The organism is Oligella urethralis DSM 7531 (assembly GCF_000372065.1).
Taxonomy (GTDB): Bacteria; Pseudomonadota; Gammaproteobacteria; order Burkholderiales; family Burkholderiaceae_B; genus Oligella; species Oligella urethralis.
This window is the reverse complement of record NZ_AQVB01000006.1, coordinates 65,955-80,565: the sequence shown is the minus strand read 5'-3', so window position 1 is coordinate 80,565 and position 14,611 is coordinate 65,955. Positions and strand designations below refer to the sequence as shown.

12 protein-coding genes are annotated in these 14,611 nt (G+C 46.2%); 4 read left to right on the top strand and 8 right to left on the bottom strand.

What is annotated here, in order from left to right; all coding sequences use genetic code 11:
* The first annotated feature begins 83 nt into the window (after positions 1 to 83).
* On the top strand, positions 84 to 929 hold the full coding sequence (gene serB, locus A3GA_RS0105170) for a phosphoserine phosphatase SerB (protein ID WP_018026328.1): 846 nt from the start codon (positions 84 to 86) through the stop codon (positions 927 to 929).
* A 99-nt stretch (positions 930 to 1,028) separates the two neighbouring features.
* Here serB and A3GA_RS0105165 read toward each other — a convergent pair whose 3' ends face one another.
* Positions 1,029 to 1,286 carry an accessory factor UbiK family protein gene (locus A3GA_RS0105165; RefSeq protein WP_018026327.1) on the bottom strand — a complete coding sequence of 86 codons (258 nt, stop codon included), beginning with the start codon at positions 1,284 to 1,286 and terminating at the stop codon, positions 1,029 to 1,031.
* Between the two features lie 105 nt (positions 1,287 to 1,391).
* On the bottom strand, positions 1,392 to 2,294 hold the full coding sequence (locus A3GA_RS11805) for a prolipoprotein diacylglyceryl transferase (protein ID WP_018026326.1): 903 nt from the start codon (positions 2,292 to 2,294) through the stop codon (positions 1,392 to 1,394).
* A 464-nt stretch (positions 2,295 to 2,758) separates the two neighbouring features.
* Between A3GA_RS11805 and A3GA_RS0105155 the strand changes: the two genes are divergently transcribed.
* A complete protein-coding gene (locus tag A3GA_RS0105155) occupies positions 2,759 to 3,976 on the top strand; it encodes an NAD(P)H-dependent flavin oxidoreductase (protein WP_018026325.1) in 1,218 nt (405 codons plus the stop codon).
* Between the two features lie 403 nt (positions 3,977 to 4,379).
* On the top strand, positions 4,380 to 7,349 hold the full coding sequence (locus tag A3GA_RS0105150) for a YadA-like family protein (protein ID WP_018026324.1): 2,970 nt from the start codon (positions 4,380 to 4,382) through the stop codon (positions 7,347 to 7,349).
* A 117-nt stretch (positions 7,350 to 7,466) separates the two neighbouring features.
* Here the strand turns inward: A3GA_RS0105150 and ptsP are convergent, their stop codons facing one another.
* From ptsP to thrS, 6 genes are all read right to left on the bottom strand, one after another.
* Positions 7,467 to 9,221 carry a phosphoenolpyruvate--protein phosphotransferase gene (gene ptsP / locus A3GA_RS0105145; RefSeq protein ID WP_018026323.1) on the bottom strand — a complete coding sequence of 585 codons (1,755 nt, stop codon included), beginning with the start codon at positions 9,219 to 9,221 and terminating at the stop codon, positions 7,467 to 7,469.
* A 36-nt stretch (positions 9,222 to 9,257) separates the two neighbouring features.
* Positions 9,258 to 9,527: an HPr family phosphocarrier protein gene (locus A3GA_RS0105140; RefSeq protein ID WP_018026322.1), complete on the bottom strand. Its 270-nt coding sequence runs from the start codon at positions 9,525 to 9,527 to the stop codon at positions 9,258 to 9,260.
* Positions 9,528 to 9,553: 26 nt separating this feature from the next.
* Positions 9,554 to 9,961: a PTS sugar transporter subunit IIA gene (locus A3GA_RS0105135; RefSeq protein WP_018026321.1), complete on the bottom strand. Its 408-nt coding sequence runs from the start codon at positions 9,959 to 9,961 to the stop codon at positions 9,554 to 9,556.
* A gap of 10 nt (positions 9,962 to 9,971) precedes the next feature.
* Complete coding sequence (gene gshB / locus A3GA_RS0105130; protein ID WP_018026320.1) at positions 9,972 to 10,931, bottom strand: glutathione synthase; 960 nt, start codon at positions 10,929 to 10,931, stop codon at positions 9,972 to 9,974.
* Between the two features lie 145 nt (positions 10,932 to 11,076).
* A complete protein-coding gene (gene infC, locus A3GA_RS0105125) occupies positions 11,077 to 11,628 on the bottom strand; it encodes a translation initiation factor IF-3 (protein WP_244264046.1) in 552 nt (183 codons plus the stop codon).
* Between the two features lie 13 nt (positions 11,629 to 11,641).
* Positions 11,642 to 13,600 (bottom strand): threonine--tRNA ligase, encoded by a 1,959-nt coding sequence (gene thrS / locus A3GA_RS0105120; RefSeq protein ID WP_018026318.1) that lies wholly within the window; start codon positions 13,598 to 13,600, stop codon positions 11,642 to 11,644.
* A 264-nt stretch (positions 13,601 to 13,864) separates the two neighbouring features.
* Here thrS and A3GA_RS0105115 point away from each other — a divergent pair, with 264 nt between their 5' ends.
* Positions 13,865 to 14,566: a hypothetical protein gene (locus tag A3GA_RS0105115; RefSeq protein WP_018026317.1), complete on the top strand. Its 702-nt coding sequence runs from the start codon at positions 13,865 to 13,867 to the stop codon at positions 14,564 to 14,566.
* Positions 14,567 to 14,611 lie beyond the last annotated feature (45 nt).

The window sequence follows — 14,611 nt, the reverse complement described above, 5'->3', positions numbered from 1 at the left end:
CCAGGCATAATTAATATTCCTTTACTGTGCCTGCGCTAGAATGAGCTATTACTAAACACATCTTATCTTCAAGGAAAGCGTCAATGAGATACTTGGTTTTACAGTCACCGATTTTAGACTCACAGTTGCGTGAACAAATCGCTGCCATTGCAGAAGCCGAGCAAGTGATTCAGGTGCGTAATCATGTTATTCGTTTAAACGGTTTCAATGAATCTCAATTAGCTGAGATTAAGCAATGGTGCACACAACACAAAGTAGATTGGGCCGTGCTGGATCAACTGCGTTCACTAAGCGATATTAAGATCCTCGCCATGGATATGGATTCTACCCTTATCAATATTGAGTGTATTGACGAAATTGCCGGTTGTGCTGGGCGCAAAAAGGAAGTCGCAGAAATCACCGAAGCCACCATGCGTGGTGAAATTAAAAACTTCAGCGAAAGCCTGCTCAAACGAGTGGCCCTACTCGAAGGCACCTCAGCCGATTGCCTGCAAACGATTTATAGCGATATTTTACGCTTAAACCCCGGCGCTGAAAGGCTGATTGAAACAGCACAAAAGCATGGTATTACCACCCTTTTAGTATCCGGTGGCTTTACCTTCTTTACCTCACGCCTGAAAGAGCGACTAAAGCTAGACTACGCCTATGCTAATCAATTGGAAGTACTGGATAATAAACTCAGTGGTCGCGTGTTAGGCGATATTCTGGATGGTGCAGCCAAGAAAAATTACCTCGCTGCGCTAATGGAGCAATTAGGTGCCAGTCCCGAGCAGTGTATTGCCATTGGTGACGGCTCCAATGACCTACCGATGATGTCTCAGGTGCATTATTCCGTGGCTTATATGGCTAAACCTAAGGTACAAGAAGCAGCGCGTTTTAGCATCAATCATAGTGGTTTAGATGCGGTGCTAAACTTCTTTGATAACTGATTGTCTTCAAGCTACTAACAAGTAAAGGGGCTGATATCAAATCCAGCCCCTTTGCTTTGTATGCCTCAACGCCGTGTCTAGCTAACGGCCAGTCACAACTTAATCCTCTGTTGGCGAAGTCTTGTTCTCGTGTTGATCCCTTTCAGCCAATAAGGCTTCTAAGGCAGTAATACGCTGACGGAGCTTTTCTACCATCGCAACCTGTACATCAAACTCCTCACGAGTCACTAGATCCAATCTGGAAAAACCTTGCGCCATAAAGGCTTTGACATTTTTCTCAATATCAGCGGCTGGGCTTTTAGCAATTAAATCCTGAATCCCCTTTTGGAACTCTTCAAAAAATGACTGAGCTTTCATCGTACATCCTTATTTAAAAACCTATCACGTCCATTTTAAATGAAAAAAAGTCCCGAGGCGACTTAACACAACTCGGGACCTAATCTTATCAAAAGAATGCGGACACTATTGCTGTGGTTTTATAGTACCTGCTTGGGAGTCCGTTTCAACTGGTGCTGTAGTAGATTCCTGGGTGCTGTTGCTAATAGCATCTTCCGCTTTTTTGACATTTTCCTGAACCGCATCGCGTACTTTAACGCCGGCTTCCTTAACCTCTTCTAAGGCTTTTTCAGCCTCTGATTGTTGCGCTGCTACTGGCTCAACGGGTTGAGTCTCAATTTTCTTTTCTTTATTTTCCTCTTGCTCTTTAATGACTTGACCCACTAAATCTGGATTATCACTAGGCTTAGGTGCAGACTCCTGTGTATTGTTCATATCCGTTGTGGCAGCAGGTGTCGTCACGCTAGGCTCAATCGGCCCCTTAGGGTCAACGCTTGCATCAACGCCGGTCTCGCCACTAAAGCTTTGACGTACATTTTCAACGGCCTCGTCAGCCTTGTCTTTGGCTTCGGCAGTGGCTTCCTTAATTTTTTCACCGGCTTCAGCTGTTTTTTCTTTGGCTTCGGCGGTTACTTCCTTAATTTTATCGCCCGCTTCAGCTGTTTTTTCACGGGCGCTTTCCATCATATCTTTAGCGCTTTCTTTCGCTGAATCTAAGGCCTCAGCTGTGGACTCTTTGGCCGATTCTAAAGCCTCTGCGGTCGCTTCCTTAGCAGATTCGATTTTTTCTTCAACTTTCTCAGCGGTATCAGACTTCGGTTGCGCTGCTTTATCTGCTTGGTTCATCTCTGTGTCCGGTTTAGTAGCATCGGCCGTAGAGTCTGTCGAGGTGGCAGGTGCGGTCGTGCTTGCAGGTGCTTCAGTGGCTGGTGGTGTCGCTGGTGCTGCTTTATCCTCAGCTTTATCACACGCAGTTAATGCAAAGGCAGATAAAATAGCGGCTAATAAGGTTAATTTCTTGGCTTTCATAACTATCCCCTCTCTAGGATAAATTGTTAGTACAACATTTGATGAACTAATTTTAATGAGGCATGGTATAAGTTCAAACGATTATTGCTATTGCTTATTAATAGCAATATTTATTTACTTTTAAAGTAATGAAAGCTACAATGCATTAACTCATACTAAGCGACGGATATTTTTCGTTGTTATTACACCATTCTTCGCTTATGCCCTAGTTGATAAGCCGATAAATTCCCAATATATATCGTCAACTTAGCGTTAAAATGCTAAGATACAATATAGCCTTAATATATCGCACTATTTTAGTCGGGTATTAGAGAGTAGATTCTTTCTCACGATACGACGCTAATTACTGTAGAACCGTAGCAAAAGCACTAAAATAGGCAGACTGAGATTAAAGCAATACAAACAATTGACAAACGCTTAGCAACTTATTTATACGTCGGTTCTCAATAAAGGTAAAAACTTTGATGCAACACCCTTATGATCCACTAATTATTCGCGGCAAAAAACTACTCCCTATCGTGCAAGGAGGTATGGGTGTGGGTATTTCTGCCAGCAGCCTTTCCAGTGCCGTAGCACGCCAAGGGGCGATTGGAACCATTGCGAGTATTGATTTACGCCATCTTCATCCGGACTTACTTGAAGAGTCTAATCGAGATGCACACAAGGACAAGCACACACGTTTAAATCTTATTGCGCTTGACCGAGAGGTAAAGAAAGCGCTTGAGCTCTCTGAAGGTAAAGGCATGATTGCGGTTAACGTCATGAAGGCGGTAACCGACTATGAGGTTTTAGTGAAACAAGCATGTGAATCCGGTGCAAATGCCATTGTGATGGGCGCTGGTATCCCTACCGACCTACCTGATCTGACGGTAGACCATCCGGATGTGTGCTTATTTCCTATTTTGTCCGAGTCCCGTGGTATTAATATTGTCTTAAAGCGCTGGATGAAGAAAAATCGCTTACCTGATGCCATTGTAATTGAGCACCCTAACCACGCTGGTGGTCACTTAGGTGCCACGCAATTAACCGACCTAGGTAACGATCGCTTTACGTTCAGCCGTGTTATTGAGGAGACTTTAGAAGTTTTCAAAAATCTTGGCTTAGAAAGTGAAAAAATCCCTTTAATTCTTGCGGGCGGCATGGCCAAGGTTAAGAAAATCCACACTGCCCTTAAAACATGGGGCGCTAATGCAGTGCAAATCGGCACGGCCTTTGCGGTCACGCACGAGGGTGATGCCCACGAAAACTTTAAAGAAACCTTGGTAGGCGCTAATCCTGAGGATGTGGTGGAGTTTATTTCAGTGGCCGGCTTACCTGCTCGTGCCGTGATGACCCCTTTCCTACAAAAGTATTTACAAAACGTTGAGCGTTTACAGGGTGCGGCCAAAGCGGATCAACGTCGTTGTCGTAATGATGTGAACTGCTTAAGTGTGTGTGGTCTACGTGACGGTATTTCCAAAATTGGTCAGTTCTGTATCGACGATCGCTTAATTGACGCATTTAACGGTGACTTACGTAAAGGGCTCTTCTTCCGCGGCAAGGATCCCCTACCCTTTGGTCATGAAAGACGCTCGGTCTACGATACCTTGCACTATTTACTAACTGGCAAGGACCCTCAAGGCATCATGGAAGATGTGCACTTAGGCCATAGCTTTAAGGAAGAGTCACTACTAACATCCTAATAGCATAGCCACTAGCGCCATTTAGGTGCTAAGCTCACAGCTCAAAGCCGGAATTTCTTTTAATGGAGATTCCGGTTTTTTATTGCAAAAAAATGCTATGCTTGGTTGCGATCAAATGAATTTTTTTTGATTTGTTGTTTTTATCATACATAATGATGGCTTTTGTAGGTATAAATGTAACAATAATGTAAAAGCTCCATCCAACCCTAGCATAATCCCTCACTTCATGACTAGACTAAATAAAAGGTTTTTTTGTTTGTCAAGTAATTTAAAATTTACTCCTACCTCTCAGCCTCAATTGGGGTTGCGTATTCGCTAGCGTGCATTGGCGCTTTTTTACTTTAGTGTTTAAGCAGTAAATGGCGAGATTTGCTGTGGATAAAATTCGTCTGGAGAATTTTTTATGAATAAGATCTATCGTTCAATTTATAACGAATCGCTTGGTGCTTGGGTTGCTGCACCTGAGTTTACTATCGCAAAGGCTAAGAAAAATAGCAGCAACGTAGGCTCTGGACTGAAAATGCAATTTAGTTTTGCCGTCACCACCTTAGCCGCAGGTATTGCCTTGGCATGGGGCGCTCAAGTAGTGGCGGCTCCTTTAAACATCATCTTAACGGGTGATGATGCTACTAAAGAATGCTCTTACTTGATTGATGGTGAGGTAGGCAAGAACTGTAAAACGAAGTTTGAATCCACTCCCCCTGGTAACAATAGCATCACCATCGGTAATGGCGCCGAAGCGTTAGCTAAAGGCAGCATTAGCATTGGTAAAAAGGCAACTGTTGCTACCGATGCTTTTGAAGCAATCGTTATCGGTGAAGAAGCCCAAGCCAAAGCAAGACGAACTGTGGCGATTGGCTACCAAGCCCAAACCCATACCGTAGGAGCAGTGGCGATTGGTTCTGAATCTCAAGCTAAGGGTCAGGATGCTGTCAGCCTTGGTAAGGATGCCGGCAAGGGTTCCGAGGGTGTACGCTTTACTAGCATTGGTGGTCTCAGCGGTCAAAATTCATTTGGCGATCATAATATTGTCATCGGCTCCAAGGCAGGCAATAACATCGGTACGCAGGATAATCCTTCGCCACAGAATATCTACATTGGCTTAAATGCTGGTAATAATTCCAAGGCGTCTGCCACAGGCTTTCCGGGTTACATCAAAGCAAAAGGCCATAATATTGGTATTGGTAATGATGCAGGTCTTGGTGTTACGGGTGATTTAAACGTAGGAATTGGACAGCTAGCGGGTAAACAAACAAAGGGTAGTGCCAATACTGCCATGGGGGCACTGTCTGGCTTGCAAGTAAAAGGCAGCCGAAATGTTGCTATTGGTGCTTTTGCCGGTGGTCAAGTATATGGGGATTTTAATATTGCCATAGGTGATAGTGCTGGCGCTGGCTTGCTTAGCTCTGATCAAAAGCGTATCAAACGTAGTACAAGCATTGGCCGCTCTGCAAAAGCTTTTGCTCATGATGCCATTGCCTTAGGTACAGATGCAAAAGCGGGTATTAAAGATGAAAGCGAAACCAAGAGAGGCGCCATTGCCATTGGTACAGGTGCAGAGGCCACAGCTCGTCAGTCTATAGCACTAGGCTCAGCCTGGAGAGATGATGATAAAATTCTAGAACAAAGACAAACCAAGGCAACGGGTTATAAATCCATCGCTTTTGGTTCTGGTAGTCAATCCCAAGGTTCACAATCCATCGCCATCGGTATTAATGCTGATGCTAAAGACAGCTACTCCCTAGCGATAGGTGATGATGTCAAAGCCGAGAAAGAGGAATCAATTGCGATTGGTCATGGAGCCAGATCAACAGGAGCTATACAGAATGTTGCAATAGGTTCACGTTCAGCGGTAGATGGCCGACTCTCGCTAGCAATAGGTCAAGGTGCAGAGGCCTTGACAACTGAAGGTCGGGCGACAGCGGTAGGTGCTGGTACCAGGGCTTCTAGCCAATTTGCTACAGCGTTCGGGACTTTCTCTGCTGCCACCGCTCATGGCTCTTCTTCCATCGGTCCTTTAAGCACAGCTTCAGCTAATTTCTCTACGGCCTTAGGCTATCGTTCAGAAGTAACAGCATCCGATATTGTGACTGGCGGAAAAACAAAGTTCTCAAACGTCGATGTTAATGAGGGAGCGATTGGCGTAGTTTCAGTTGGCAGAAGCGGTTCAATGTACAAGGGTGCACCCAACACTACTCCCCGTCGTATCATTAATGTACAAGGCGGTATCAATGATACGGATGCTGTTAACGTACTGCAATTACAGACGGTATATGATGAATTAAAAAATCTTTACAATAGTGGTGGTAATGGCGGCACTGGTAATGCCGGTGGCCAATTTGGTCTAAGCGATGAGAACAACAAGGAGTTCAAGCAAGATCTCGACACAACAGCCCAAATTGTTGGCGCCGGTGGTATCACCACCACAGTGATTGATACGGCTGATGGTAAAAAAGCCTTAGAAGTGGGCTTTTCTAACGATATACTTATTGGCGGTCCGGGTAAAGATGGTAAAGACGGCAAGGACGGCAGCATCGGGGTTAAAGGTGCGGACGGTAAGTCTGGTGTCGCTATTAACGGCAAGGACGGTTCCATCGGTTTAACTGGTCCAGCCGGTGCGGATGGTAAGAGTCCAGAAGCAGTTATCCGTGTCAAAGATGGCAAGCCAGGTATTAACGGCAAGGATGGTGAAACCATGACACGCATTGTGTACACCACCCCAGATGGTAAGGAGCAACAAGTAGCCACCTTAAGTGATGGCTTAAAATTCGCAGGCAACGATGGTCTTGTTGCTCGTGAACTAGGTCAAACCCTAAATATCGTAGGGGGTGCTGCTCGTGCTGATTCGACATATTCCACCATCAATGTGACCACGGTAGCCTCTGGCGATAAACTTGAGATTCAGATGGCGGACTCACCAAAATTTTCTGGTGAAGTACAGGCTGAGGGTGGTATCAGTATCACGGATCACCTGACAGTCAATCCTGGCACCACAGTGAATATGGGCGGTAACCGTATCACTAACGTAGGACCAGCCAAAGAGGATAGCGATGCCGCCACCCTGGGTCAGGTTAAGGAGTTGACGAGAAACCTTAGCAATGGCTACAACGCTTTACAACGCAATATCGAAAAAGTTCGTCGTGATTCAAACGCTGGTACAGCCGCAGCCATTGCCGTGGCTGGTCTGGGTCAACCGTACCAACCAGGCCAAAATATGGTCTCTTTAGGTAGCGGTGTTTGGCGCGGTGAAACGGGTTATGCACTTGGCGTATCCACCATTTCAGATAATGGTAAGTGGCTCTTAAAAGGTGCCGTCACCGGCTCTGGTCGTGGTGGTGTTGGCGGTAGTGCCAGTATCAACTACGCTTGGTAATCGCTACTTAAGCACGATCCATTCATTGGCTCAACATTAAAGCCCGGTGTCTCCATAAGACGCCGGGCCTCATTGATTAACTACACTACCGCCAAGACCGTATTACATAACAGAGCATTACACAATAAAGCCATGCGCATCCAGCTCAAGCCGTGGGTGTTGCTTCAAGCTGCGCGTAACTCGCTGACGCGTCTGCGCAATATGACTTTGGCGAATAATATGCTTCACCTCAGGGATTTGCTTAGGGCTCATGGAAAATTCCTTTAAGCCTAAACCAAGTAATAAGCGCGTATACAAACTATCGCCTGCCATTTCACCACAAATCGACACCGACTTATTCATACTCAGACCAGTATCAATGACGTGTGCAATCATCCGCACCACAGCCGGATGTAAGGGATCAAATAAATGCGCCACATCACTATCAATGCGATCAATTGCCAACATATATTGGATTAAATCATTGGTCCCAATAGAAACAAAGTCCACCTCAGCCAAGATTAAATCCACCACATAGGCCACTGCTGGTATTTCTATCATCACGCCTAGCTCATAGTCCTCGCTAAAGTCCTTACCCTCAACCCTTAAACGATGAGCAGCCTCTTGCAATGAATTTTTAACAGCGACTATTTCCTGATGATTAGCAATCATAGGAATTAAAATCTTAAGATGACCATGCCTTGCAGCACGCAGTAAGGCCTTGAGCTGACTCAAAAACATCTCCGGCTGCGCTAAGCAATAACGCACCGCGCGTAGCCCCAAGGCTGGATTCACCGCAGAGGAAAACTCACCTTGCATATTTTTATCGTAGCCTAAATCCAAGGTACGAATGGTCACTGGCTTAGTCTGCATTTGGATTAAAACAGAGGCATAGGCCTCATATTGCTCATCCTCTGAGGGCAGGCCCTCACGATTACCCATAAAAAGAAATTCGGTACGATATAAACCAATACCCTGACCACCCTGAGCCAATACCTCACCTGCTTCTTCCGGATTTTCAATATTACCGAGAATGGTGATGCTTTGCTCATCAAGACTCATGGCAGGCAATAAGCGATTTTCCCAAAGCTGTGAACGATCCTCTAGTAGACGCTCTTCTTTAGCCTGATAAAAACGTAAAACCTCGGCTGAGGGATTAACAACAATATCACCACTTTCACCATCAATCACAATTAAATCATGATCATGAATGAGATGACGCGCATTGGTCGCACCACAGACCGCTGGTACACCCATACTTCTCGCCACAATGGCCGTGTGTGAGGTAGGTCCCCCAATATCGGTAATAAAGCCAGCAAAGTGTGCAGCACGCAGTTTAACCATCTCAGCAGGGGTAATATCACGCGCCACTACAATCGTGGAAACCCCTTCGGAAATTTTGGACACCAGATCCATGGGCTTATTACCACCACCCTGCAACTCATTGATAACTAACTCAATGACTTGTCGAATATCTAAGGCCCGTTCACGTAAATAGGCGTCATCCATCGCCTCAAATTGATGCGCTAAATGCTGCCCCTGAGCACTCAACGCCCATTCGGCATTATAGGCATTGTCACGAATTAAGACTTTACACTCTTTCGCCAGCATCGGATCACTGACTAATAAACTATGCACATTCAATAAGGGAGCAAGCTCCTTTGGCGCGTCCTGAGGAAGTTCACGCTGTAACTGCTCCAGTTCATCATAAACCGCTTGAATGGCACGATCGAGACGCTCACATTCGGCATCTAACTGAGTGGCATTAAGATAGTAATGGGGAATTTCTAAATCGCTCTCATCCACGATAATGGCGCGACCAATCACAACCCCTTTGGAGACACCCTTTCCTTTAAGCAATAGCGTCGCTTTGCCTGTGGCCAAACTCTCCATTAAAACTCCTGCACGATGCTTTTAACTACCATAGGACTATTCACCTTCGCCGAATTTATCATCAAATAGCTGCTTAATCGCGCTCACAGCAGTCTCAGCATCCTCACCTTCGACCTCTAGCGTGATGGTCACGCCCTTACCCGCTGCTAACATCATCACTCCCATAATGCTTTTAGCATTCACTCGTAGCTCGCCACGACGAATAAAAACCTCACTATTAAAGCTCGATGCCAATTGCGTCAATTTAGCCGCGGCTCTGGCGTGTAATCCTAATTTATTACTAATAACAATATCAACTGTCTGCATAGTTACGATTCGCTTGTGAAAATCAATTAATCGGCTCTGGCCTCAACCAAACTACGAATACTCTTAATACCACCCTCAATCACCTTTTGCGTAAGTTCGGGCAACGCATGTGCCCGATAGGCAATCGCTGATAGGACCATGCCGGCATTTACCCCCCCGAGTAACTCAGTGGGTACTGCATGCTCATTTAACTTACTAGCAATCCGCACGGCGATATTAGCTGGTGTGGCACCGCATAAATCAGTCAAAATCAAGACCTTGCGCACATCCATATCATAAAGCGCATCAAAAATCAGCTCACTGACGGCATCTGGGCAGCAATTTGCCTGAATATCAAAAGGATAAATATCTGTGGTTTCAGGAAATACATGCAAAGCCACATCCATCAAGGCCGATGCCATGGGCTCATGGGCAACGATCGCAATACGAACCATAAGATACCTCTTAGGATGATAGGACTTGTTCCAATTGCTCGGCAAAATGATTGCCCACGTGGAAATCTGTCTGCTCCGTAATTTCAACAAAACACGTTGGACTAGTAACATTAATCTCCGTGATATGCTTACCGATCACATCTAGACCGATCAGGAATAAACCCCGACCATGCAGACGTTTAGCCACATCCTTGGCCATGGCCCTATCATGCTCACTTATCGGTTGCGCCACACCACGTCCACCGGCTGCTAAATTACCGCGATGCTCGCCAGCTTTGGGAATACGTGCCAACACATAGGGAATCGGCTCCCCGTTAATAATAAGAATACGCTTATCACCCTCGCTAATGGCAGGAATAAATTGCTGCGCCATAATGCTCTGCGCGCCATTAACAGTCAGCATTTCGATCATCGTACTAAAATTACCGTCATTTGGCTTGACTCGGAAAATACCGCTCCCGCCCATGCCATCCAAGGGCTTAATCACGATATCCTGATGCTCATCATAAAAAGCACGTAAACGATCCATCGAGCGACTCACTAGGGTCGCTGCGGTGTACTCTGGAAATTCAGCAATTGCTAACTTCTCGGGATGATTACGCAAAGCCGAACCGCTATTGAAAATACGTGCTCCCTGCGCTGCCGCCAAATCAAAAAGATGCGTACTATATAAATACTCTAAATCAAAAGGCGGATCCTTACGCATTAAGACAGCATCAAACTGAGCCAGCTCAGCTTCTACCCTTGAGCCGCTAAGACGCCACCAATGTGCTTGATGCAAATCTGCATCCGCAGGAATCTCTATGCCTTGGGCTGAGGTCAAGACCTTACCATTAAGTAGGTATAAATCACCTTGTAAACAATAGCTTAGCTGATGACCACGCGCCAATAACGCCCGCATCATGGCAACAGAACTGTCTTTATAAGCGCTTAATTTCTCAATCGGGTCAATAATAAATAAAATATGCACAATTCGTCCTCAAATCGCTTATAAAAGCGGATAGCAAAAAATAAGCCTTAGTCCCTAACAAAATACGTAGGGACTAGGGCTAATCGCATAAAATCGCTTGTGACAAGATAGCTTAATGTCGGCAGCATTAAAGCTAAACGCTAAACTACTTCTTAGCGCCACCTGGGCTTAGGATCATCACCATCTGACGCCCTTCTAATTTGGGCATCGATTCTGGTGTACCAAGATCAACCACCTCATCACGCACTCGGTGCAACATTTGTAAACCCAGCTCCTGATGCGCCATCTCGCGGCCACGGAAGCGAAGGCTTACTTTGACCTTATCACCATCTGTTAAGAAACGTTTGACATTACGTAATTTAACCTGAAAGTCGCCCTCATCCGTTGCCGGACGGAACTTAACCTCTTTGAGTTGAATTACTTTCTGCTTGGCGCGGGCTTCTTGTTGACGCTTTTGTTCTTGATAACGGAACTTACCATAGTCCATCAGACGACAAACGGGGGGCTTAGCATTTGGTGAAATTTCCACTAAATCTAAACCGACCTCTTCGGCCTGGCGCAATGCCTCTTGAATCTTAACAATGCCTAACTGCTCACCTTCAACGTCAATTAAACGAACCTCAGGGGCACGAATATCCGTATTGGTGCGGTGTTGTTTATCAGTTGCGATATTAATATCTCCTAATACGTTATTAATTAAACTAGCTGCTTTAAACGGTCACATCACGCTTTAAAGCAATATCATCAGCTAATCGCTGAATAAAATCTTCGACCGGCATCACACCTAAATTGTGGTTACCGCGGGCACGTACAGAGACGGTACCCTCGTCTCGTTCTTTTTCCCCTACCACTAAAATATAAGGGATTTTTTGCATGGCATTTTCACGCACTTTTTTGTTGATTTTCTCGTTACGAATATCCGCCGAGGCACGGAAACCCATGTCCTTGAGACGTGCTACCACTGCCATGGCATAGTCATCGTACTGACCTGAAATGGTACAGACCCGAACATGCTCAGGGGCCAACCACGGTGGCATGGCACCGGCATAATGCTCAATCAACATCCCAATAAAGCGCTCTAAAGAACCTAGGATAGCACGGTGTAGCATCACCGGGGTCTGGCGCGTATCATCGGCAGCCACAAACTCCGCACCCAAACGCTTAGGCATGGAGAAGTCTACCTGAATTGTACCGCACTGCCAGTGACGACCGATAGCATCTCTCAGTGTATACTCAATCTTAGGACCGTAGAAAGCGCCCTCACCCGGTGAAATTTCAAACTCACAACCGGATTTCTTTAAACTCTCCATCAAGGCCGCTTCGGACTTATCCCATACCTCATCGCTACCAATACGCTTTTCAGGTCGTGTTGCTACCTTAAATAATACCTCGGTAAAGCCAAAATCACGGTAAACCTGCTGCAGCAATTCGGTAAACTTAGCACATTCCTCCTGCAACTGCTCCTCAGTACAGAAAATATGCCCGTCATCCTGGGTAAAGCCGCGCACCCGCATCAAACCGTGCAGTGAGCCAGAGGGCTCATTACGGTGACATTGACCGAACTCACCATAGCGAATCGGTAACTCACGATAGGAGTGTAAGCCTGAATTAAAAATCTGCACATGGCCCGGACAGTTCATCGGCTTTAATCCGTAGACACGGTTCTCCGACTCGGTGGTGAACATATTATCCTGATAGTTGTCCCAGTGACCAGTCTTTTTCCACAGTGAGACATCAAGAATCTGCGGTGCCTTCACCTCTTGGTAGCCATTATCCACGTAAACACGACGCATGTACTGCTCGACCTGCTGCCAGATTTGCCAACCCTTGGCGTGCCAGAAAATCAGTCCTGGCGCCTCGTCTTGGAAGTGGAATAAGTCCAACTCACGGCCTAATTTACGATGATCGCGCTTTTCGGCCTCTTCAAGCATTTGCAAGTAATTATCCTGATCCTGCTTCGTCGCCCAGGCGGTACCATAAATGCGCTGTAACATCTCGTTATTCGAGTCACCACGCCAGTAAGCGCCAGCCACCTTCATCAACTTAAAGACTTTGAGCTTACCAGTTGAAGGTACGTGCGGACCACGACATAAGTCGATAAACTCACCCTCACGGTATAAAGAAATCGGCTCATCGCTAGGAATCGAAGCAATAATCTCAGCCTTATAGTCCTCACCGATGCTCTTAAAAAAACTTACCGCCTCTTGGCGATCCCAAAGCTCACGCGTCACCACCTCATCCTTGGTAGCGAGCTCGTGCATTTTCTTTTCAATCTTTGCTAGATCCTCAGGCGTAAAAGGACGCTCATAAGCAAAATCATAATAGAAGCCATTATCAATGACGGGACCAATGGTCACCTGTGCTTCAGGATAGAGCTCTTGTACTGCATAGGCCATCAAATGCGCAGTCGAGTGACGGATAATGTCCAAACCCTCTGCATCCTTGGCCGTAATAATCGATAAGGCCACATCCTCGTCGATCACATAACTGGTATCAACTAAACGGCCTTCGCTCTCCGTCTTGCTCGTCTGCTGCTCAGCGCTAGGGGTAATTTTACCGGCCAAGGCGGCCTTGGCTAGACCAGAGCCGATAGAGGCAGCGACCTCATGCACAGTAACGGGTTGCTCAAACTGTTTGATAGAACCGTCGGGTAAGCTTATATGAATCATTATGAACCTTAAAACACAAAAACGCGAACACAAAGGATCCGCGCCGCAAAGAAAAAGGATCTTCGCACAAATTAGCACTCGCTATTTTAACACTTAAACTAGAGAATTTTAAACCTAAAGGCTGTTAATACGCTATTTTCCTTAGTCCAGCACTGTGCTGCGGGAACGCGTGATTTAGCGATTGAATGCGACGAGTATGCTAAAATCCAACTATAATTCAATCGATTAGCCGGCTCTGCATGCCGGCGATTTTTTACTTAATGCATGATGAAAAAATCGCTATCCACCCTTGTCTTACTCGGCATCTCAGCCTTAATTATTCTTTTTATTTTAAGCTCTTTTTATAGGGTTCTGAATCGCGCCCCTAAATACAATCAAGAGCCTGCAATCGAAACCACCGTTGAGCAAGCAAACGCTCCTAGTGCAGCAGCGGATGACACTAGCCCAGCTGAAGCCGATGAAGCCGCAGCAGAAAACCCGATGAACAGCCTCGTCACTGCGCCTGCAAGTGCAGAGCAAGCTGAGGAAGCAGCAGAGCAAGAAACGAGCGATGATGAGGCCGAGCTCATGGGCACACCAGGTCAGTTAATTCATGACAACCCACATTTGCAAAATGCCGTGCCCCCAGTACCACAAGCACCACCTAGCCCACAAGGCTCGCCAGTAGTGACCGCACCCAATGAGCAATCCTACTCGGATACTGGTGATAGCGGCCAGCAAGGTAGCTTCCCACAACCGATTATCGTTGAGCCAACATTCCCTGACCGGGATAGCGGCGGCTCAACTAGCTTTCCGGCACCTGTCAGCCCTAATAACCAAGCAGCGATTTCCGATTTAACCCGCCCTGCCCCGGCACCTAGCGTGGCACCAACGGGCAATCGCTCCTTTCCAGCGCCGATTATTAACAACAATACCAGCGGTAGCTCGAATATCCGCAGCTCTAGCAGCTTCCCTGCCCCACAATAACTCTGCAAAAATTAAAGGTCGAGGAAAATGATTCGCTCGACCTTT

What these genes read in the sequence shown, in the direction of transcription:
- serB (WP_018026328.1), top strand. Translation starts at nt 84, where the DNA reads ATGAGATACTTGGTTTTACAGTCACCGATTTTAGACTCACAGTTGCGT.
- A3GA_RS0105165 (WP_018026327.1), bottom strand. Translation starts at nt 1,286, where the DNA reads ATGAAAGCTCAGTCATTTTTTGAAGAGTTCCAAAAGGGGATTCAGGAT.
- A3GA_RS11805 (WP_018026326.1), bottom strand. Translation starts at nt 2,294, where the DNA reads ATGAAAGCCAAGAAATTAACCTTATTAGCCGCTATTTTATCTGCCTTT.
- A3GA_RS0105155 (WP_018026325.1), top strand. Translation starts at nt 2,759, where the DNA reads ATGCAACACCCTTATGATCCACTAATTATTCGCGGCAAAAAACTACTC.
- A3GA_RS0105150 (WP_018026324.1), top strand. Translation starts at nt 4,380, where the DNA reads ATGAATAAGATCTATCGTTCAATTTATAACGAATCGCTTGGTGCTTGG.
- ptsP (WP_018026323.1), bottom strand. Translation starts at nt 9,221, where the DNA reads ATGGAGAGTTTGGCCACAGGCAAAGCGACGCTATTGCTTAAAGGAAAG.
- A3GA_RS0105140 (WP_018026322.1), bottom strand. Translation starts at nt 9,527, where the DNA reads ATGCAGACAGTTGATATTGTTATTAGTAATAAATTAGGATTACACGCC.
- A3GA_RS0105135 (WP_018026321.1), bottom strand. Translation starts at nt 9,961, where the DNA reads ATGGTTCGTATTGCGATCGTTGCCCATGAGCCCATGGCATCGGCCTTG.
- thrS (WP_018026318.1), bottom strand. Translation starts at nt 13,600, where the DNA reads ATGATTCATATAAGCTTACCCGACGGTTCTATCAAACAGTTTGAGCAA.
- A3GA_RS0105115 (WP_018026317.1), top strand. Translation starts at nt 13,865, where the DNA reads ATGATGAAAAAATCGCTATCCACCCTTGTCTTACTCGGCATCTCAGCC.